Source organism: Pelagibacterium sp. (assembly GCF_035555455.1).
Classification (GTDB): Bacteria; Pseudomonadota; Alphaproteobacteria; order Rhizobiales; family Devosiaceae; genus Pelagibacterium.
In genome coordinates this window covers 169,152-188,066 of the sequence record NZ_DATMGM010000066.1, presented here as the reverse complement: position 1 = coordinate 188,066, position 18,915 = coordinate 169,152, and the positions used below count along the sequence as shown (strand labels likewise).

Annotated in this window: 22 protein-coding genes; 10 read left to right on the top strand and 12 right to left on the bottom strand. The window is 61.2% G+C overall.

The genetic code is table 11. From position 1 onward, the window contains the following. Positions 1-3 precede the first annotated feature (3 nt). Both fsa and VNS12_RS13800 read right to left on the bottom strand, forming a co-directional pair. Positions 4-660: a fructose-6-phosphate aldolase gene (gene fsa / locus VNS12_RS13805; RefSeq protein WP_325488423.1), complete on the bottom strand. Its 657-nt coding sequence runs from the start codon at positions 658-660 to the stop codon at positions 4-6. A gap of 90 nt (positions 661-750) precedes the next feature. Continuing rightward, positions 751-1,935 (bottom strand): amino acid aminotransferase, encoded by a 1,185-nt coding sequence (locus VNS12_RS13800; protein ID WP_325488422.1) that lies wholly within the window; start codon positions 1,933-1,935, stop codon positions 751-753. 138 nt (positions 1,936-2,073) lie between these two features. On the opposite strand from VNS12_RS13800, the gene VNS12_RS13795 reads away from it, so the two are divergent. Together VNS12_RS13795 and VNS12_RS13790 are read left to right on the top strand one after the other, a co-directional pair. Beyond that, positions 2,074-2,313: a BrnT family toxin gene (locus tag VNS12_RS13795; protein ID WP_325488421.1), complete on the top strand. Its 240-nt coding sequence runs from the start codon at positions 2,074-2,076 to the stop codon at positions 2,311-2,313. Continuing rightward, positions 2,273-2,530, top strand: a complete 258-nt coding sequence (locus VNS12_RS13790; RefSeq protein ID WP_325488420.1) for a BrnA antitoxin family protein — start codon at positions 2,273-2,275, stop codon at positions 2,528-2,530. The genes VNS12_RS13795 and VNS12_RS13790 overlap by 41 nt, the downstream gene beginning before the upstream one ends. Positions 2,531-2,540: 10 nt before the next feature. Here VNS12_RS13790 and VNS12_RS13785 read toward each other — a convergent pair whose 3' ends face one another. Further along, entirely contained in the window at positions 2,541-3,269 is a 729-nt protein-coding gene (locus VNS12_RS13785; RefSeq protein ID WP_325488419.1) for a class I SAM-dependent methyltransferase, read from the bottom strand. Between VNS12_RS13785 and VNS12_RS13780 the strand changes: the two genes are divergently transcribed. Next, on the top strand, positions 3,268-4,434 hold the full coding sequence (locus tag VNS12_RS13780) for a M20 aminoacylase family protein (RefSeq protein WP_325488418.1): 1,167 nt from the start codon (positions 3,268-3,270) through the stop codon (positions 4,432-4,434). The genes VNS12_RS13785 and VNS12_RS13780 overlap by 2 nt on opposite strands. 11 nt (positions 4,435-4,445) lie before the next feature. Next, complete coding sequence (locus VNS12_RS13775; RefSeq protein ID WP_325488417.1) at positions 4,446-5,495, top strand: AbrB family transcriptional regulator; 1,050 nt, start codon at positions 4,446-4,448, stop codon at positions 5,493-5,495. 57 nt (positions 5,496-5,552) lie between these two features. Here the strand turns inward: VNS12_RS13775 and VNS12_RS13770 are convergent, their stop codons facing one another. Both VNS12_RS13770 and VNS12_RS13765 read right to left on the bottom strand, forming a co-directional pair. Next, on the bottom strand, positions 5,553-5,735 hold the full coding sequence (locus VNS12_RS13770; protein WP_325488416.1) for a YegP family protein: 183 nt from the start codon (positions 5,733-5,735) through the stop codon (positions 5,553-5,555). A gap of 106 nt (positions 5,736-5,841) precedes the next feature. Continuing rightward, complete coding sequence (locus VNS12_RS13765; RefSeq protein ID WP_325488415.1) at positions 5,842-6,777, bottom strand: AEC family transporter; 936 nt, start codon at positions 6,775-6,777, stop codon at positions 5,842-5,844. Positions 6,778-6,908: 131 nt separating this feature from the next. On the opposite strand from VNS12_RS13765, the gene glpK reads away from it, so the two are divergent. Beyond that, positions 6,909-8,399, top strand: a complete 1,491-nt coding sequence (gene glpK / locus VNS12_RS13760; RefSeq protein ID WP_325488414.1) for a glycerol kinase GlpK — start codon at positions 6,909-6,911, stop codon at positions 8,397-8,399. Between the two features lie 1,189 nt (positions 8,400-9,588). Here glpK and VNS12_RS13755 read toward each other — a convergent pair. Then, positions 9,589-10,392 (bottom strand): aminoglycoside phosphotransferase family protein, encoded by an 804-nt coding sequence (locus VNS12_RS13755; protein ID WP_325488532.1) that lies wholly within the window; start codon positions 10,390-10,392, stop codon positions 9,589-9,591. A gap of 200 nt (positions 10,393-10,592) precedes the next feature. Beyond that, the gene (locus VNS12_RS13750; protein WP_325488413.1) at positions 10,593-10,817 is read right to left on the bottom strand and encodes a hypothetical protein; all 225 of its coding nucleotides are present in this window, start codon (positions 10,815-10,817) and stop codon (positions 10,593-10,595) included. 262 nt (positions 10,818-11,079) lie between these two features. Between VNS12_RS13750 and VNS12_RS13745 the strand changes: the two genes are divergently transcribed. Continuing rightward, the gene (locus VNS12_RS13745; protein WP_325488412.1) at positions 11,080-11,457 is read left to right on the top strand and encodes a response regulator; all 378 of its coding nucleotides are present in this window, start codon (positions 11,080-11,082) and stop codon (positions 11,455-11,457) included. Between the two features lie 123 nt (positions 11,458-11,580). On the opposite strand, the gene VNS12_RS13740 is transcribed toward VNS12_RS13745, so the two are convergent. From VNS12_RS13740 to VNS12_RS13730, 3 genes are all read right to left on the bottom strand, one after another. Next, a complete protein-coding gene (locus VNS12_RS13740; RefSeq protein WP_325488411.1) occupies positions 11,581-11,763 on the bottom strand; it encodes a DUF3008 family protein in 183 nt (60 codons plus the stop codon). A gap of 76 nt (positions 11,764-11,839) precedes the next feature. Then, entirely contained in the window at positions 11,840-13,624 is a 1,785-nt protein-coding gene (locus VNS12_RS13735) for an SLC13 family permease (protein WP_325488410.1), read from the bottom strand. A 351-nt stretch (positions 13,625-13,975) separates the two neighbouring features. Continuing rightward, positions 13,976-14,437 (bottom strand): hypothetical protein, encoded by a 462-nt coding sequence (locus tag VNS12_RS13730; protein ID WP_325488409.1) that lies wholly within the window; start codon positions 14,435-14,437, stop codon positions 13,976-13,978. A 68-nt stretch (positions 14,438-14,505) separates the two neighbouring features. Between VNS12_RS13730 and VNS12_RS13725 the strand changes: the two genes are divergently transcribed. The 4 genes from VNS12_RS13725 (at position 14,506) to VNS12_RS13710 (ending at position 17,969) form a co-directional block, all read left to right on the top strand. Then, positions 14,506-14,766, top strand: a complete 261-nt coding sequence (locus tag VNS12_RS13725; protein WP_325488408.1) for a hypothetical protein — start codon at positions 14,506-14,508, stop codon at positions 14,764-14,766. 10 nt (positions 14,767-14,776) lie between these two features. Next, positions 14,777-15,448 carry an SOS response-associated peptidase gene (locus tag VNS12_RS13720; RefSeq protein WP_325488407.1) on the top strand — a complete coding sequence of 224 codons (672 nt, stop codon included), beginning with the start codon at positions 14,777-14,779 and terminating at the stop codon, positions 15,446-15,448. A gap of 226 nt (positions 15,449-15,674) precedes the next feature. Continuing rightward, a complete protein-coding gene (locus tag VNS12_RS13715; RefSeq protein WP_325488406.1) occupies positions 15,675-16,715 on the top strand; it encodes a PAS domain S-box protein in 1,041 nt (346 codons plus the stop codon). Positions 16,716-17,042: 327 nt separating this feature from the next. Continuing rightward, positions 17,043-17,969 carry a manganese catalase family protein gene (locus VNS12_RS13710; RefSeq protein WP_325488405.1) on the top strand — a complete coding sequence of 309 codons (927 nt, stop codon included), beginning with the start codon at positions 17,043-17,045 and terminating at the stop codon, positions 17,967-17,969. A gap of 79 nt (positions 17,970-18,048) precedes the next feature. On the opposite strand, the gene VNS12_RS13705 is transcribed toward VNS12_RS13710, so the two are convergent. Further along, positions 18,049-18,267 (bottom strand): hypothetical protein, encoded by a 219-nt coding sequence (locus VNS12_RS13705; RefSeq protein ID WP_325488404.1) that lies wholly within the window; start codon positions 18,265-18,267, stop codon positions 18,049-18,051. Further along, a complete protein-coding gene (locus tag VNS12_RS13700) occupies positions 18,264-18,902 on the bottom strand; it encodes a deoxynucleotide monophosphate kinase family protein (protein ID WP_325488403.1) in 639 nt (212 codons plus the stop codon). The genes VNS12_RS13705 and VNS12_RS13700 overlap by 4 nt, the downstream gene beginning before the upstream one ends. Between the last annotated feature and the right edge of the window lie 13 nt (positions 18,903-18,915).

Sequence of the window (18,915 nt, the reverse complement as noted above, 5' to 3'; positions counted from 1 at the left end):
AAATCAGACGATCGACTGGCCGGTCGCTTCCCAATCCTTGACGAAGGCAGCGAGGCCCTTGTCGGTCAGCGGGTGGTCGGCCAGCTTCTTGAGAACGGCAGGCGGAATGGTCGCCACGTCGGCACCGGCCAGCGCCGCGTCGGAAACGTGATTGGCGGAGCGGATCGAGGCAGCCAGGATTTCCGTCTGGAAATCGTAGTTGTCATAGATGATCCGGATGTCCTGAATCAGCTGCATGCCGTCGAGATTGATGTCATCGAGACGACCGAGGAACGGCGAGATGTACGTTGCGCCGACCTTGGCGGCCAGCAGCGCCTGATTGGCCGAAAAGCACAGGGTCACGTTGGTCTTGATGCCACGATCCGAAAGCGCCTTGCAGGCCTTGAGACCGGCAAGGGTCAGCGGCACCTTGATGACCACGTTGTCGGCGATTTTCGCCAGCACGTCGGCCTCGGCCATCATGCCATCGAAATCGGTGGCGGCGACTTCGGCGGAAACCGGCAGGCCGGGCAGCAGGTCGCAGATTTCCTTGACCACTTCCTTGAAATCACGGCCCGACTTGGCAATGAGCGAGGGGTTGGTCGTGACGCCGTCGAGCAGACCGGCATCGTGCAATTCGCGGATTTCGTTGACGTCAGCAGTATCGACGAAGAACTTCATTATCTTCCCCTTGGGATCATGCGTGGAGCCGGTCACCGAAATGTATCGGACAACTCAGCGGCCCAGCAACCAGTCTTGAATTCAGCCCGATTAACGGGTGGCACTTACAATGGCATCGGCCAGGCGCTCGATACGCTCATCGGCGAGACCGGCGATATTCACGCGGCTGTCATCTAACATATAGACCGCATTTTCGGCTTTTAAATGGTCGACGGTCGCTTCATCGAGGCCCAGCAGCGAGAACATCCCGCGATGGTCGGCGACAAAGTCGAAATCGGTGCTGTTGGAGCGCTTGCGGATCGCTTCGGACAGCGCCGTGCGGTTGTGGACCATGCGCTTGCGCATCGCTTCGAGCTCGTCCATCCACTCCTGGCGCAGCGCGTCGTCCTCAAGGATCATGCGCACGATTTCCGCGCCATGATCGGGCGGCTGCGAATAGGCGCCACGGATCACGTTGAGCATCTGGGAATTGGCGGTGTCGGCCTCGGTGGCGTTCTTGCCGATCAGCATGGCGCAGCCAACCCGCTCGCGATACAGGCCAAAATTCTTCGAGCAGCTCGTCGCGCAGACGAATTCCTCGATCTCGCGGGCAATGGCGCGCAGGCCGTAGGCGTCTTCTTCCAGCCCGTCGCCAAAGCCCTGATAGGCCATGTCGACCAGCGGGAACGCTCCGGTGCGCTTGAGCGAGGCGACCACCTGGTCCCACTGCTCATGGGTGAGGTTCGCCCCGGTCGGGTTATGGCAGCAGCCATGGAGCAGAACGATATCGTTCTTGCCCAGACCATCGAGGGTGCGCAGCAGATCGTCAAAGCGCACACCGCGCGTGGTGGGGTCGAAATAGGGATATTCGGCGACCTTGAAGCCTGCCGCAATCGCCATCGGCTTGTGGTTCGGCCAGGACGGATCGGAAATCCACACTGTCGCGTCCGGATTGGCGCGCTTGAGCAGCGTGAGCAGCACCCACAGCGCTCCGGTTCCGCCCGGCGCCTGTGCAGCGCGTACGCGATCCGCCGCAACGCTGTCGCCCAGCGACAGTTTCACCATGGCATTGGCAAAACCCTTGTTCCCGGCCACGCCGATATAGGTCTTGGTTTTCCCGGTCGAAACGATCCGCTCCTCGGCTTTTTTCACCGCGGTCATGATCGGGGTGTTGCCGTCGTCGTCCTTATAGACACCGATGCCGAGGTCGATCTTGCCGGGCCTGTTATCGGCGGCAATTTCAGCCATCAGCGCAAAAATCTTGTCCTGGGGAGCCTTGGAAAGAGTCTCGAACATTCTCGCTCTCGAACTGGATAGGGAAAGGCGCGTCGTCTTTATAGTGGCCATGCTCCGGTTTGCAATGGCAATTGCGGGAACCTATTTTACGTAGTAACATTTATTATGCGCATTACGTTCGACCAAGGCAAACGTGAAATGACGTTGGCAAATCGAGGCCTGGACATGGCGCGGGCCGGAGACGTTTTCCGTGGCACGACCCTGACGGTGGAAGACGATCGGCAGGATTACGGCGAGCCGCGTTTCATCACAATCGGTACACTCGATGGCCGTATGGTGGTTCTGGTGTGGACGCCGCGCGCAAACGCCTACCGCATCATTTCTATGAGGAAAGCCAATGACCGGGAAAAAGCACTCTATGGACCGCGATTGGATTGACCCGGATGACGCCCCCGATCTGTCGCAGGAAGACTGGCAGAAAAAGCTTGCGGCGACGAGGCCCCGCCGGGGGCGGCCGCGGGTGGAGACCCCGAAGGTGTCAACCACCATCCGACTCGATGCGGATATCATTGCGCATTTCCGGGAGGGTGGAAGCGGGTGGCAAAGCCGCCTCAATGCCGCCTTACGCAAGATCGTCGAAGACGTGAAAGACTAGGTCCTGCCCCCTACCCCACCACAAACACATCATAGCGCGTGGTTTTGCCCACGATCTGGTGGCTGGGAGCGCGCAGGCCGGGAATTGCAGCAGCGCGCAGGGGCCATTTGAGCACCACCCGGCGCGTCGCGCTGGCCAGCGCCACCTCCAGCAACTGATGGGCATCGGTGTCAGCGCCGACCACATCACGCAGGTCACGCATCTGCTTTTTGACCAGCGCCGATTTGCTCCGCTCCGGATGCATGGGATCGACCAGCACGATTTCGGGCGCAAGGTCTGGCAGAAATTTTCGCGAATCGCCGTGCAGCAGCGTCATGCGCGCGACGATGGCCGCCAGGTCCTCGCTATGGTTCCGCGCCCGCTCCAATGCCGCCGCAAGCGCCGCATGCACCTGCGGGCTGCGCTCGATCAGCGTCACGTCTGCCCCCAGCGACGCTAGGAAAAACGCATCGCGTCCCATACCGGCGGTAGCATCGACGATAGCGGGAAACGGTCGGGTTTTGAGGCCCACCGCGCGCGCCAGCGGCTGCCCCCTGCCCTCGCCGGACCGCAGGCGATAGCCCACCGCTCCGCCAATAAAATCGATGCTCAGATCTTCGCTCAGGTCGGGCCCCACCGCTTGCAACACGCTTAAGGTGCCAGATAGCGCCGCCGCCACGCGGCGTTCAAGGCCCCATTGACGAATATCGCCGCTATCGAGAGACTGGCGCGCTCTTTTCAAGACTTCAGGTTCATCCATGCCCGTCATCAATCGCGTCGCCGAATTCCATTCCGATATCGCCGCCTGGCGCCAGCAGCTCCACGCCAATCCGGAGTTGCTCTACGACGTGGATGAAACCGCCGCCTTCGTCGCCGACAAGCTGCGCAGTTTCGGTGTCGATGAGGTGGTGACCGGGATCGGGCGCACCGGCGTGGTCGGCCTGATCCGCGGCACCGGCACCTCGGACAAGGTCGTCGGCCTGCGCGCCGATATGGACGCCCTGCCGATCACCGAGCGCACCGGCAAGCCCTACGCCTCGACGCGCGACGGCAAGATGCACGCCTGCGGCCATGACGGGCACACCGCCATGCTGCTGGGCGCGGCGCGCTATCTCGCCGAGACCCGCAGTTTTGATGGCACCGTTGCCGTCATCTTTCAGCCCGCCGAAGAAGGCGGGGCCGGGGCGCGCGCCATGGTCGAAGACGGGCTGATGGAGCGGTTCGGGATTTCCGAAGTGTTCGGCATGCACAACATGCCCGGCATTGCGCTCGGGCATTTCGCCATGCGGACGGGCGGGATCATGGCGGGCACCGATGAGTTCATCATCGATGTCACTGGCCATGGCGGTCACGCGGCCATGCCGCATCTGGCCATCGATCCGGTGGTGGTTTCGGCCCATATCGTCACCGGCCTGCAAACGCTGGTGTCGCGCAATCTCGACCCGATCCGGCAGGCGGTTGTTTCGGTCACCACCATCAATGCCGGCACCGCCCATAACGTCATTGCCCGCACCGCAAAGCTGACGGGTACGGTGCGCACGCTGGATGAAGCGGTGCGCACACAGATGGAAGAAGGCATGCAGCGGCTGGTGCCCCAGCTTGCCAAGGCCTTCGGGGCCGAAGCGCACGTAACCTATCGCCGGGGCTATCCGGTGACGGTCAACGCTCCCGCGCAAACCGAGTTCTCCGCCGAAGTGGCACGCGAGGTGGCGGGCGAGGATCGGGTCAATGCCGATGTCGAACCCACCATGGGCGGCGAAGATTTCGCCTATATGCTCAATGCCCGGCCCGGTGCCTATATCTTCATCGGCAATGGCGACAGCGCCGACCTGCATACCGACACCTATGATTTCAACGACGAGGCGATTCCCTTTGGCGTGAGCTATTGGGTGCGCATCGCCGAACGGGCACTGGCGGCTCAGTAGGAAATCCGGTCTTGCCTAAAATTGGTTTCCGAACCGCGCTGACGCTGCTGGTTGCGGCCATCGGCGCTTTGGCGCTGGATGCCTTCGGCATTCCCGGCGGTGTGCTGATGGGCGGGGCGCTGGCCGTGTCGGTCGCCGCCATCGCTGGAATGCCCGTGGCCATGCCCGATCCGGTACGCAACGTGCTGTTTGTCTGTGTCGGCCTGTCGATGGGGGCGAGCGTCGCGCCCGATACGCTGGAGCTGATCGGCCAGTGGCCGATCACCCTGGCCGCGCTGGCGCTCGAACTGGTGGTGATCGTGTGGCTATGCGGGCTGGTGCTGCGCCGGTTCTTCGGGTTCGATCCCGGCACCGCCTATCTCAGCTCCTTTCCCGGACACCTCTCGTTCGTCATGGCTCTGGCCACCGCCGGCACCGGCGATCCGCGCCAGATCGTCGTCATTCAGGTGCAGCGGGTAATGGTGCTGACCCTGTTTGCCCCCATTGGCGCGCTGTTTCTGCCTTTGGGACAGTTCGATAGCGCACCGGTGGAGATGATGGCGCTCGACACGCTGGCCATAGGGGCCGCCTGCTGTGCGCTGGCCGGGTGGGTGTTTACCCGGCTCAAAATCCCGGCGGGCTATGTGCTGGGCTCGATGGCGGTCGCCACCATCATGAAGCTCACCGGAAATTTCTCGGGCGCATTGCCACCGCTTCTGGTCACCCCCACCTTTATCGGCATGGGCGCGCTGATCGGCTCGCGTTTTGCCGGCATCACCCGCGCCGAGATGGTTCAGGCGTTGTGGGGCGGCAGCGTCGCCACCGCGATCACCGTTGCGGCCACCACCCTGTTTGCCATCGCTGTCAGCTTCCTGGTGTCGATGCCCGTCGGCCAGTTGTGGCTGGGCCTGTCACCGGGCGGGCTCGAATCAATGGGCGCGCTGGCGATTGCACTGGGTTATGACACCGCGTTCATCGCCGCCCATCACGTGGCGCGGCTATTGCTGTTGTCCTTTGCCATTCCGCTGGTGGTTGTCATGGTCAATGGTCGCAAACAGCCCAGCGTGGCTCCGGGACAATGAGGCTGAGCGGGCCCGGACGCTGTGCCGGGCCCTCAGGCATAGCCGGAACGGATGCGTTCAGGCTGCGCTCTGATCGTCCAGCCCGGCATCGGGCACATTCCTGCGAATCGATTCGATGGAACTCATGGCCGAGGCCTTGGCCTTGTAGCCTTCCGAGACAAACATGATCTCGCCATTGGATGCGCGAAAGCGGAAGCGGAACTCGCCCGCCTTGTCCTTATAAACTTCAAACTTGTACATCGTGTCTCCCTCGATAGATCGGCAGGAGCCGCTGGCCCCCAATATGCCGGATGTGAACGCCCCGACTGTTACGCAATTTATAATCGTCGTCCAGAACCAGATCGATTTACGCCCCCAACAGCAGCAGCCATCCGGTGATGGTGATCAGCGACAACACCGTCGAGAGCAGGATGGTATTGGCGGCCACATCGACCGCGCGGTTGTAGAAGGTCGCGAAAATATAGGTATTGATACCTGCTGGCATCGCTGCAAGCAGCACGCCGTAGCGGGCGACCTGCGGATCGACCCCCAGCACCGGCACCATCAGCACATAGGCGATGGCCGGATGGATGATCAGTTGCAATCCACTGGTCATCAGCGCCTGTGTCCAGGTTTCGCCGAGCTTGTATTGGTTGAGCGCCCCGCCCAGCCCGAACAGGGCAACGGGCATCACCGTTCCGGCGAGCAGCAGGGTCACGTCATCGACAACGCCCGTCAGCTCAAGTCCGGCCACATTACCGGCCAGTCCCAGCGCAATGCCGATCAGGATGGGATTGACCGCCGCCTTGCGCACGCCCTGCACCAGCGCCGTGCTCACCCGCCCGCCATCGCGCCGCGCCAGTTCCATCACGAACATGCCCAGCGTCATCAGCAGTGGCGCGTGCAGGCCGATTATCGAATAGATGATCGGCATCGCCTCATCGCCATAGGCCCGCTGCACCACGGGAATGCCGACCAGCACCGTATTGGTGAAGGTCGCGGAAAACCCTACGGACACCGCCTCGCCGGGCGTCCGTCTGAAGATTCTGCCTGCCCCCAGAGCCCCGATGACGAACACCGCGAACGCCCCTGCATAATAGGGCGCGATGATCGCCGGATTGAACGCCGAGGCGAAATCCACGTCGATCATGGCGCGGAACAACAGGCACGGGGTTGCAAAATTATTCACATAGGCGAGCAGCCCGCCAACGCCCGTCTCCGGATAGAGCTTCAGCCGCACGGCCAGATAACCCAGCCCGATCAGCACAAAGACCGGGGCGATGACGTTGAGCACAGACAGCATGCAGCGGCTTTACAGGGAGACAAAAGGCGGGACCCCGGCCACCAGACACTGGTTGGCCCGGCGCGTCAATCTTTACGCAGCTGCGCGATTGAGGCAGGCTTTTGGCTCAACAGCCGCAGGGAGAACGGGTGATGCGCAGCCATATTCTGGCCATCGATCAGGGGACGACCTCAAGCCGCGCGCTGGTGTTCGACAAGAACATGCAGGTGGTCGGGCAAGGCCAGAAGGAATTCCGCCAGCATTTCCCCAAAAGCGGCTGGGTCGAACACGACCCCGAAGACATCTGGAAATCGGTCCTGTGGTCGATCCGCACCGCGCTTGCCAAGGCGGGCCTTGAGGCGGGCGATATTGCCGCTCTGGGCATCACCAACCAGCGGGAAACCACCATCGTGTGGGACAAGACCACCGGCAAGCCGATCCATCGGGCCATCGTCTGGCAGGATCGCCGCACCGCCGATATCTGCACGCAACTGCGCGCCGAAGGTCATGAGGAGATGGTCAGCCGCAAGACCGGCCTTTTACTCGATCCCTATTTTTCCGGCACCAAGGTCAAATGGCTGCTCGACACCATCGAGGGCGCGCGCCAGCGGGCCGAAGCGGGGGAATTGGCGTTTGGCACCATCGACGCCTATCTGATCTGGCGGTTGACCGGCGGCAAGGTTCACGCGACCGACGCCACCAATGCCAGCCGCACCCTGATGTTCGATATCGGCACCGGCGCGTGGGATGCCGAGTTGCTGGCATTGCTCGATGTTCCCCAAGCCATGCTTCCCGAAGTGCGCGACAGCGACGGGGCTTATGGCGAAACCGAGGTATCGCTGTTCGGTGCCGCCATCCCGATTAGGGGCGTCGCTGGCGATCAGCATGCGGCGGTGATCGGTCAGGCCTGCTTTGCGCCGGGCATGCTCAAATCCACCTATGGCACCGGGTGCTTTGCCGTGCTCAACACCGGCGACACTCTGGTGCGCTCGCAAAACCGCCTGCTCTCGACCATCGCCTATCGGCTTGGCGGCAAGACCACCTATGCGCTGGAAGGTTCGATTTTCGTCGCCGGGGCGGCGGTGCAATGGCTGCGGGACGGGCTCAAGATCATCGGCAAGGCGTCCGATTCCGGACGGCTGGCGCTGGAGGCAGATCCGGCGCAAAATATCTATCTCGTCCCTGCCTTTGTCGGGCTGGGCGCGCCCTACTGGGATGCAGAGGCGCGCGGCGCGATCTTTGGCCTGACGCGCAACACCGGCCCGGAAGATTTCGCCCGCGCGGCGCTGGAAGCGGTCTGCTACCAGACCGCCGACCTGCTCGACGCCATGCACAAGGATTGGGACGGGCACGGCGCGCGCACCGTGTTGCGGGTCGATGGCGGCATGGTCGCCTCGGACTACACCATGCAGTTCCTCGCCGACATCCTCAACGCCCCGGTCGATCGCCCCCACATGCTCGAAACCACCGTTCTGGGCGCGGCCTGGCTCGCCGGACAGGCAATCGGCCTCTGGCCCGGCATGGACGAGTTTTCCCGCCTGTGGGCGCTGGAAAAACAGTTCCTGCCCGACATGGACCCCACCACCCGCGCCGCCCGACTCGCCGGCTGGCACGACGCCGTGCGCCGTACGCTCACGGCGTAGCCCCGGCTGGCTTCAGCGCAAGCGCTACAAAAAGCGCCCTCTCTCCCCTTGAGGGAAGCGGGCGGCGGTGGTGAAGAAAAGGCCGCTAACTACGGGGTCCTGGTCCCGGATGACACGCGAGGGACGGGTGAGGGCATGATTATCAAAATCGCCGCCTCACCCACCCCTTGTCACCCCGGACTTGATCCGGGGGCCAGTACCCTCAGCGCCACGGCTCTATCACAAGCCCTACCGGTTACTGGATCCCGGGTCTTCGCCCGGGATGACGGATTGGGGAGGCGTTGAAAAAGAGTCCTAAGCGCCGCCAAAAGCGCCCCACTCTCCCCTTGAGGGAGAGGGGTCGGGGGTGAGGGGTGCACTGCGGGGGCAAAAGCATCCGCGCTGGTGGACAGCAAGGACTCACAACACCCCTCATCCGACCGCTTCGCGGCCATCTTCTCCCTCAAGGGGAGAAGGGAAGCGGGCGGCGGTGGTGAAGAAAAGGCCGCTAACTCTGCCAGCTGCGGGGTCCTGGTCCCGGATGACACGCGAGGGACGGGTGGCGGCATGATTATCAAAATCGCCGCCTCACCCACCCCTTGTCACCCCGGACTTGATCCGGGGGCCAGTACCCTCAGCGCCACGGCTCTATCACAAGCCCTGCCGGTTGCTGGATCCCGGGTTTTCGCCCGGGATGACGGGTTGGGGCAGCGTTGAGAAGAGAGTCGTAAGCGCAGCAAAAAGCGCCCCCCTCTCCCCTTGAGGGAGAGGGGCCGGGGGTGAGGGTGCACTGCCGGGAGAAAAAGCATCCGCGCTGGTGGACAGCAGAAACTCACAGCACCCCTCATCCGTCTCACCCTACGGGCGATCCACCTTCTCCCTCAAGGGGAGAAGGGAAGCGGGCGGCGGTGGTGAAGAAAAGGCCGCTAAATCTGCCAGCTGCGGGGTCCTGGTCCCGGATGACACGCGAGGGACGGGTGAAGGCATGATTATCAAAATCGCCGCCTCACCCACCCCTTGTCACCCCGGACTTGGTCCGGGGGCCAGTACACTCAGCGCCACGGCTCTATCACAAGCCCTGCCGGTTACTGGTTCCCGGGTCTTCGCCCGGGATGACGCTGAGGACTTGCTCTCCGCCCGACCGGAGATACCCATCTCCCTTGCGGATACGCGGTGAGCACCCCCCCTGCCTCCAGTTCCCCCCTGCACCTCAGGCTTGATCGTAGGCCGAGAGCAGGTTGGGCAGGATGGCGAGTTGCCAGTTGATCGAACCGCCAACCGCCAAAGCCTGGCAGGCGGAGTTGGCCGCGTAGATGGCGGCGTAGGCGAGGATACGTTTGCGCCGGTGTCCCAATTTGGCGGAAAACACGTCCGCCATGGCGTTGATGCGGACGGGATCGGCGGCGAGGTTTACATTGCCCCACGGGTGCACGAAGCAGGCCGCCAGTTCATAGGCCGGATCGCCGACCAGTCCGATCGGGGTGCGGGCAATCCATCCGCGCTCGGTCAAAACGATGCGATCGTGATGCACATTGCCATGCAGGGGAATATCGGCGGCGGGCTTGTCGAGCGCGGCGTAGGCGATGCCCACCGAGCGCGCATACAGGTCGCGCGCCGTATCGGGCCACAGCCGCACGTCGGCGGCAAAGAAATCCGAAAGATATTCGCGCAGCGGCATCAGGTTGTCGGGCACGTTGGGGCGGCTGACATGCAGCATTCCCACCAGATTGGCGATCGCCCCGATGGCCTGATCGTCCCGACCCTCAAGCGCGGGCTCGGACAGCAGCTTGCCATCGGCCCATTCGGTCAGGATTGCGTTTTCGGCGGTGGCGTAGTGCCTGATGGCCCCGTCGCCGCGATACCAGTCCAACAGGGCGCCGGACCGTCCGGCATCCCCTGCCCCGGGCTTATAGACCCGCAGCGCCGCCGGCGTGTTGTCGTCGCGCAGCACCTTGTAGGTCCATGCGGTGACGGTTTCGGCCACGGGGGTGAGCTTGGAAAGGCTCCAGCGTATCGCGGCCTTGTTGAGGATCGTGTCGTGCGGACCGGTACCGATCGGAAACCCCCTATGGAAAGCTTGCCGGCGCGAGCCGAACAGAATCAGTTCTCTTCGCTACGCTCACTTTCTAGCAAATTTCGGGCACGGCGTCCGGTTCCCACAATTTTGCGCATTTGCAGCAAAATCAGCATGTTTTTCAACCGGAAACGCCCCTCTCAGCGGTCGAGCCACGGCATCAGGCGCACCCGCGCGGGCATGGCGGGGCGAAGCGTTTCGGGCCTTTTGCCGGCATCGTCGAACACCCCGGCATCCAGTTCGTCAAGCCGCGCCAGCGCGACCTCGAACAGGTGATCGGTAACCGCGTCGAACCAGATATCATTGGCCAGCATGGCGCGGGCCTGCTGGATGCGGTCCTTTGCCAGGATGTAGGCGGAAGGCATAGGGCGTCTCCGTTTTTGTTTCGGTGTGCCCCCACGGTTAGGAAGCGCTGGTGAGTCGAACCAGCGCCACTCAACCGTTGCTCACAACCCTACGCCTGCATGGTAAAATAGAGTCCAACCTATTTGTTTGCATTTGATGCAAATCCGCCCGACCAAGAGCAAGATATCACCGGCACGGAGCATCCGGCCGCTCTTAACGCCCTCGAAACCCGGAGCTTCCATACTGGGCGCAGTGTCTCCAAGCCCGAAAGGGAGGTCCACAGTGCCCGACAGGATACTGGCAGGCAAGACGGTACTGCTCGTCGAAGACGAAATGCTGGTCGCCCTCGATATCGCCGATACGCTAACGGCGGCGGGCGCGCAAGTCGTCGGCCCCTGCACCTCGCTTGAGGACGCAAGCGCGGCGGCCCTTAATGCCAGTATCGATCTGGCATTGCTCGATATCGACCTGCATGGCAAGGAAGTGTTCCCGGCGGCAAAGCTGTTGCGGACCCGCGGCATTCCCTTCGCCTTCCACACCGGCCAGCCCGAGCGCGAAGCCTTGCGCACCGAATTCGCCAGCGCCCCGGTCTGCGTCAAGCCGCTGACCGCCGAACGGCTGGTCTCGACCCTGGCAAACATCGCGCCAAAAGCTGCCTAACGCACGTATCGTCTAGCGCTTCCGAAACGCAAAAGTGGAGCCACTTTTGCTGGAAGCGCAGCCCTTGTCTGGTCGCGCTTCCGAACCGCAAAAGTGCGAGCCACTTTTGCTGGAAGCGCTCCGTTAGTGCTTTTTCTCAGGCAGGTTCTTGCGCTTGGTCGAGGCGATGTCTTCGAGCTGTTTTTCGCTCATCGATTTGGCCATTTCGCGCGAGGCGCCCTTGAGGTCCTTCTTGGGGATATCGCCACGCTTGGCGGCCAGAGCCGCTCCGGCGGCCTGTTGCTGCGCCTTGGATTTTGCAGGCATGATCGTCTCCTTGTCTGGACAGGAAGAACGATGCAGGCGTGCGGCGGTTCCGGCGGGAGTCGCCAGGGTCAAGACCCTAGAACGACCAGGTGAGCGGAATCATCACCATCGCCGCCGCAAACACCGCGACGTTGACCACAAGGCCGATGCGTACGAAATCGAAGAATTTGTAGCCCCCGGCGCTATAGACCAGCGTGTTGGTCTGGTAGCCGATGGGGGTGAGAAAGCTCGCGCTGGCTGCAAACATCACTGCAACCACGAAGGGTCGGGGATCGACGCCCAGGCTCGCGGCCAGCCCGATGGCAACCGGCGTGACGATTACCGCCACCGCATTGTTGGTCACCACTTCGGTCAGAAACGAGGAAAGCAGATAGACGACACCGAGTGCAAACAGCGGCGAGAGCTGCGCCAGATGCGGCGCGATTGCGCCTACGATATGGCCGACCAGCCCCACATTCTCCATCCCCACGCCAATAGCGAGCATGGCCATGATCAGCCCCAGAACGCGCCAGTCCACGGCCTGTACTGCCTCGTCGGGTTCAACGCAGCGCGTGACCAGCACCGTTGCCGCGCCGATCAGCGCCAGGCCGGCGATCGGCATCAGCCCAAACGCCGCCCCGACCACCACTGCCAGCAGCACGAACACCGCCAGCGGTGCCTTGCCCCGGCGGAAACCGCGTTCGGCGGGCACCGAGACGTTGACCAGATCATAATCCTCGACCATGCGCTGAAGGTCTTCGGGCGCCCCTTCCATCATCAGGGTATCGCCCACTTCGAGCGGTGTCGTTTCGAATCGTTCCGAAATACTCGCCCCGCGCCGGTGCAGCGCCAGCGGATAGACGCCGTAGCGGCGGCGCAGGCGCAAATGCTTGAGGGTCTTGCCCAGCACCCCCGCACCCGGCCCGATCAATATCTCGATCATTGACGATGAGCGGGTCCCCAGCGATTGCATGTGCTCGGCCTCAGGCAGTTGCAAATCGCCCTCTTCCTTCATTGACAGCAATTCGGCTACCGAAGTGCGCAGCACCACAACGTCCCCGGCCTGAAGCACCACGTCATGCATATGGCGACGCAAGGAAAAACTGGCGCGCAGCACGTCGATCAGTTGTCGGTCAGAGCGGTTGAACGCTGGCACGTCCCGCGCCTTGCGGCCCACATGGGGGGAATTGTCCTCGATCACCGCTTCGAGCACATATTGCTTGCCCTCCTGGGAGGTGAGCACCGCCACCGACGTGCGGTCCGGCAAAAGGAACCGGAACGCCAGCATGGTGATGATACCGACGATGGCCACCACAATCCCAACAGGCGCAATCTCGAAAATATGGAACGGTTCCAGCCCCTGCGCCTGCGCTACGCTATCGACCAGAATGTTGGTGGAGGTGCCAATCAGCGTGCCGGTTCCGCCCAGAATGGCCGCAAACGACACCGGAATCAGCAATTTGGTCGGTGCGGCTTGCATTTCCCGCGACAGCGCCACAGCAACCGGGATCATCATCATCACCAGCGGCGTGTTGTTCATGAAAGCCGACATGATGGCGATGGACACCAGAAACAGCAGCATCGAGCGGTAGGGATGGCGTTTGGCGCCTGAGGTTACCAGCACCATGAAGCGTTCCAGCGCGCCGGTGCGCATCAAGGCCGCCGAAATCACGAACATGCCGGCGATGGTGGCCGGGGCGCTGTTGGACAGCACGCCCAGCAGATCGTCCACGGAAATGATCTGGAGCACGACAAGAGCGGATGCCGCGACACCGGCACTGACTTCAGGCGCGCGCCATTCCCGGGCAAAGGCAACAAAAAGGATGGCAATGACCGCAGCGACGATCAACGCGCCATACGGTTCGAGAACGCTAGCGATCAAGAATGCCCTCCGCTCAGCCGGCCAGCCATCTTACGCGATCAACGCCCGCAAATGAAAGTCACGACGCCGACTGCCGTAACTTATGCACCGACAAGACTGTTCGATACAGAGCATTTCCATGACAGAAACTGATGCGGAGAAAAACAGATAAATGGTGCCCGGGGACGGAGCACGCCAATTTAGGAGTTTCAAATACTTAGCGAATTCCTAGATTCCTATCCGTCCCGAAAGCCATTAGGATTTTCGATAGGGGTATCTAATGGGTTTGATCCCGCCTGTCGAGGGTGGGTTACCCAGAAACAGGTTTATCTGCAAAGCTACGTGGATACTGTATCGAATCTCGGATCGAATCTACCCCCGCCCGCCCCGCACAATCCTCAGATGCGACTGATGGATGATCCTGTTCTGGAAGGTCATTTCCAGGCGCGCCGCGGGCATGATTGCTTCGGCCACTGAAAATCCCCCATGGGCCACCCGCCGGTCGCTGGCACGCAGCACGTCGGAGATGACGCGATTGGTCTCGCGGTCATACGCCGTTACAAGGAAGTTCATCCGGCTATTTGAGATAGGGTGCGGCTTCTGCGGTTGCTCTACCCACAAGAACATTCCCCGGTGACCACACTCCGGGCAGCGCATACGCTCCGAGAAGTGCGACTGGTCTCGCACCGGTAGCACGCTGGCAAGCTCGCCCACCGCTTTCATCAGCTTGTGCAAGTCGACTGGCCGCGTATGCCGACAGCCGACCGCATGGCAAACGGCCAGCATCGTTGCGCCGCTATCGGCTACGTGGCGCAGGGTTCGGATCTTGCTCATTCTACTGCACAGTTGCTCGCGTTCTCATTTTGTTCTAATTTACCGCCAGACGAGAACGGAGTCCAGATATGAGCGGCACAGCACCTGTTCACAAAATGCCGAAGCTCATCGTCGTGATGGCTTTCGAGGACGATGGCGAAGGCGGAATGCGGCCTGCCTTTGAGCCGCGCGAGTTCCAAAGCGAGGCTCGGGCGCGAACGGAGGCAGCAGCACTGGCGGGCCGATACGCAGGCGTCATCGCTTGGTCCCGCGAGGCACACCCCGACATCGGGGAGTACGGCGAGCCGAATGTGTTGTACGCTTTCGGGCAGGTTCCAGATATGGAGTGAGGCCCGCCGCATGTGCAATCTCTACAGCCACACGACCAACCGCCAAGCGATCATTGATTTCGTTAAGGCGACGCGCGTTGCGGACAGCATCGGCAACATGCCACCTCAGCCGGGCATCTTTCCAGACTATGCCGCGCCGATCGTTCGAAACCACGAGGGCGAGCGCGAGCTGGCAATGGCGCGCTGGGGGATGCCTAGCCCGAAGTTCGTACTAGAAGGCAAGAACCGGGATCCTGGCGTCACGAACGTGAGGAATACGAAGTCGCCCCACTGGCGGCGCTGGCTGGGCGTGGAAAGCCGATGCGTCGTCCCGTTCACCAGTTTCTCGGAGTTCAACAAGGCAGCGGGCGGCGACATCTGGTTCGCACTCGATGAGAGCCGCCCGCTTGCCTTCTTCGCCGGCATATGGGTGGCCCAATGGACAAGCGTGCGGAAGGTCAAAGTCGGCGAGGAAACTACCGATCTGTTCGCCTTCCTTACCAGCGAGCCGAATGGGGAAGTGCGCCCGATTCACCCAAAGGCAATGCCCGTGATTTTGACCGAGTTGGAGGAAGTGGAGACGTGGCTGACCGCGCCTTGGGATGAGGCGGCGGAGCTGCAGCGCCCGCTGCCGGATGGTTCATTGGAGGTCGTGGCGCGAGGCGTGAAAGAAGACGGTGCGGATGCTGAACCTGCACTTTGACCCAGTGGCGATTCAATAGGACGGTGGAAACATGCGGACGGCCACCTCTATTAAGCTAGGTAGGGACTGCGTGTGCATGAACTTTATAGGCGCTGACGGAGAGACCATCAAAATTCACTGGCTGCACGGGAAGCGCTGCGACGCCGCATAAATTGGGAGAGTTTGACTATTCGCATACGGGGCCGCGTGACATAAATTAGGTGGACTAGCTATATTGGAGGCCAAAGTGAGCCGAGTACACGTCACCGAACAGCCTGAGGATTTTGATCCCCGAGACTGGCTCCTGGCTTTGATCGAAGGTTCGAACGACGCCATTATCAGCAAGGATCTCTCCGGACGCATCAAAAGCTGGAACGGTGGAGCCTCTAGAATTTTCGGTTATGCCCCTGAGGAGGTAATCGGAAAACCAATAGCAATTCTCATCCCAGAAGACCGGCTAGAGGAAGAGCCCAGAATCCTTGCTCGCATTAGCGCCGGGCAAAGGGTCGACCATTTCGAAACTGTTCGTCGGCGCAAGGATGGCTCCGAAGTCCCTCTGTCGTTGACCATTTCTCCGATACGAAACTCCTCCGGAGCAATCGTCGGCGCTTCCAAGATTGGCCGCGATATTTCTGAGAAGCGAATTGCGGAAAAACGTCTGCATCTGCTCGTCGGCGAGATGCAGCACCGAATCAAAAATCTGTTCTCTCTTGCCCATGCCATCGTTTCGTTGAGTGCTCGTTCATGCGCTACTCCTGAGGACGTTGTGAGCACAATTCGCGCTAGGATGTCAGCTTTGGCGCGAGCGCACGAATTGACATTCGCAAACTGGAAGGGCGAGACCGCTAAGGATGTGCCGGTCGATCTTCTTCCCCTCATCCAAACTATCCTCGAACCCTATCGCGACGGCGATTGCATAACCGTAACGGGCAGCGCAGCGCAGATCGGCAGCAGTCGAGCGTCGAGCTTGGCTTTGCTTGTCCATGAACTCGCAACTAATGCGGCGAAATATGGCGCACTGTCAGTTGCGAAAGGGCGGTTGTCCGTCCGCGTTGAATACCAATCCGGAATGGTCGTGATTAAGTGGGAAGAAACGGGCGGCCCCGAGCCTCAAGAGCCCATAACGTTTGGGTTCGGCAGTCAATTAGAAGTCGCATTGATTGGCGCCCTAGAGGGCGACATCGCCCGAGAGTGGAATGCAGCTGGATTGCAGGCCACAATCACTTTTCCCGATAGCAATACGACTCTTCCACCAACTGAAAGTGAGCGGAACCTTTCCCGCCTCTAACGCTTGACGCCCTCGGTAAGTTAGAGCGGTCTATGGCAAATATTTCCAGAATCATCCAAAAAATCTCGCAGTCGGAGAAGGGCTTAGACCTGCTGAATCGCTGGCCCCTGTCAAAGCCGATCGAAAGAAACAATCAAATCGAAGCATTGATGGAAAGGTTGTCCGAGACGGACGCTGAACGCCACCATCGAGATACGCCATTGTCGACTACGGTGCCCCAGCGACCCCCTGGGTCTTCGATAACATAAGGTCATCCAGCCACTGCTGTTTGGAACGCCTCTGGCCCGGACTCGTTTGCGCTCGGAATCACAGTGGAGACCGACCGCCATGTTCATGCGTGTTGATAGACTGATTACTGAACTTCCTCCCCCAGCGAAACAGGACCCTAACGCGGCAGCTGCGCTACAAGAGTTGCTGGGAGGCAAATACGGGGAAATGTCCACCCTAGGCAATTACATGTTCCAGAGCTTCAATTTCCGCAGCAAGGACAAACTGCGACCGTTCTATAGCCTTGTAGCATCGATTACAGCCGAGGAGCTGGCCCACGTCGAACTGGTGAGCAACGGCGTTGCAATGTTGAACAATGGCCCAGAAAAGCCAAGACAAGACGACAAGCCCGGCGGAGACATTTCCAAGGCTCCGTTCGAAGCGATGAACGATATCCGGCTCGCCTCAGCCTTTCTCTCCAACGGCGGTGGCGCCACTCCCGTCAATGCCAATGGCATTTCCTGGAACACCGATTTCGTGACGACCACCGGCAACGTCCTCTTTGATCTCCTGCACAACTTCCATCTTGAATGCGGTGCCCGACTTCACAAGCTGAGGGTGTACGAAACGCTCAGCGATCCAACCGGCCGAGAGGTATGCGGCTATCTTCTGGTCCGGGGCTCGGTCCACGCCCATTCCTACGCGCTCGCCATAAAGAAGCTGACGGGCGTGGAGATCGAGAAGATGCTTCCTACCCCCAACATCCCGCTCGACAAAATCCCCGAGTGCCAGAAGTACTTGGATGAAGGTTCGCACCGGCGCCTCTACACGTGGAGCGAAGACGATTACCGCGAAATTTCGGGTATATGGTCGAATGACGAGGTTGCGCTCCCGGATGACCCACCGGGTCAGCTAGAAGTAGTCGAGGGCATGCCTGAGGGTGGAAAAATTCACCAATTGGCAGGCGTGCCGTCTGCTTTTTCCCCGGAATACGCACCCGAAGAATTCTACGAAATCGCATCTAAACTGTACAAGGCTTCCCGGTGACCGGTCCGTACAGTTCAGGCGTGCAAGTGTTATAGAACAGCGAAACCGCCTCCTGCGTGAGCAAGAGGCGGTGTGTGGGTTAGAACGAAAAGAAGTGCTGCGCGATCGCCACAGGTGGCAGCACGTCACAGCCAATAGTCGCCGTGCATAACAGTGCGCCCGGCCAAGTCAGGCCGACATACGCTTGCCCCAACAAATTAAGCGCAGGCATAGACTTCGCAAAGGCCATGCCGGAAAGCACGGCGGAAAACAGATAGAAACTTACCGCACCAAACGTGTAGCTTTTCCAGTCCATCACCCCGCCATCTCCATGGCCGTCAGCACCTTGCTTTCCAAGTCGGCAAGCGAGCCGGTGTTTTCGATGATGTCGTCTGCATCAAAGTCCATAGCCTCGCTGCTATGCGACCCGGCAATGCCGCCACGACCAACGACCCGCAGAACCACGCCGCCCAAGCTGCGAACGGTTTCCGCCTCGTTCTGGAAGCGGCAATCGTCAGTGACGATGCGGCCACCGTGCTCAACACAGTCGCGGGCAGCGTTCCACCACAGCCCGGTCCAAAGCTGCTCTCCGATACACCGCCTGCCCCATTCTGTCCCAAGCGTCTGCATCGCGTGGCGCGGCGTCTGCCCCTGCAACCATGGGTGCGGGATTTCCTTTAGGTCGCCCTCGATGTGGGCGTCGGTCAGCCCAATTGCCCGCATCATCGCTTTCAGCGGCCCCGCGAACTTCACGCGGCTGTAACCGCGCCGAACGAGGATGTCGGCCGCCGTGGACTTGCCGGCACCAGCGAGGCCGGTGAATGCCACGACTTTCGGCCAAGTGGCGACCTGAGCGTGGTTGTCGTTGGCGGGGCGAAGGTGCGGCCAGTCGAGTGGTCCTAGCCCCCAGTCTTCGCGCTTATGGTGGCTCCACTTGAGATTGATGGGCGCCATTGGCAGATAAGCA

What these genes read in the sequence shown, in the direction of transcription:
- fsa (WP_325488423.1), bottom strand. Translation starts at nt 660, where the DNA reads ATGAAGTTCTTCGTCGATACTGCTGACGTCAACGAAATCCGCGAATTG.
- VNS12_RS13800 (WP_325488422.1), bottom strand. Translation starts at nt 1,935, where the DNA reads ATGTTCGAGACTCTTTCCAAGGCTCCCCAGGACAAGATTTTTGCGCTG.
- VNS12_RS13795 (WP_325488421.1), top strand. Translation starts at nt 2,074, where the DNA reads ATGACGTTGGCAAATCGAGGCCTGGACATGGCGCGGGCCGGAGACGTT.
- VNS12_RS13790 (WP_325488420.1), top strand. Translation starts at nt 2,273, where the DNA reads ATGACCGGGAAAAAGCACTCTATGGACCGCGATTGGATTGACCCGGAT.
- VNS12_RS13780 (WP_325488418.1), top strand. Translation starts at nt 3,268, where the DNA reads ATGCCCGTCATCAATCGCGTCGCCGAATTCCATTCCGATATCGCCGCC.
- VNS12_RS13785 (WP_325488419.1), bottom strand. Translation starts at nt 3,269, where the DNA reads ATGGATGAACCTGAAGTCTTGAAAAGAGCGCGCCAGTCTCTCGATAGC.
- VNS12_RS13770 (WP_325488416.1), bottom strand. Translation starts at nt 5,735, where the DNA reads ATGTACAAGTTTGAAGTTTATAAGGACAAGGCGGGCGAGTTCCGCTTC.
- VNS12_RS13765 (WP_325488415.1), bottom strand. Translation starts at nt 6,777, where the DNA reads ATGCTGTCTGTGCTCAACGTCATCGCCCCGGTCTTTGTGCTGATCGGG.
- glpK (WP_325488414.1), top strand. Translation starts at nt 6,909, where the DNA reads ATGCGCAGCCATATTCTGGCCATCGATCAGGGGACGACCTCAAGCCGC.
- VNS12_RS13750 (WP_325488413.1), bottom strand. Translation starts at nt 10,817, where the DNA reads ATGCCTTCCGCCTACATCCTGGCAAAGGACCGCATCCAGCAGGCCCGC.
- VNS12_RS13740 (WP_325488411.1), bottom strand. Translation starts at nt 11,763, where the DNA reads ATGCCTGCAAAATCCAAGGCGCAGCAACAGGCCGCCGGAGCGGCTCTG.
- VNS12_RS13730 (WP_325488409.1), bottom strand. Translation starts at nt 14,437, where the DNA reads ATGAGCAAGATCCGAACCCTGCGCCACGTAGCCGATAGCGGCGCAACG.
- VNS12_RS13725 (WP_325488408.1), top strand. Translation starts at nt 14,506, where the DNA reads ATGAGCGGCACAGCACCTGTTCACAAAATGCCGAAGCTCATCGTCGTG.
- VNS12_RS13720 (WP_325488407.1), top strand. Translation starts at nt 14,777, where the DNA reads ATGTGCAATCTCTACAGCCACACGACCAACCGCCAAGCGATCATTGAT.
- VNS12_RS13710 (WP_325488405.1), top strand. Translation starts at nt 17,043, where the DNA reads ATGTTCATGCGTGTTGATAGACTGATTACTGAACTTCCTCCCCCAGCG.
- VNS12_RS13700 (WP_325488403.1), bottom strand. Translation starts at nt 18,902, where the DNA reads ATGGCGCCCATCAATCTCAAGTGGAGCCACCATAAGCGCGAAGACTGG.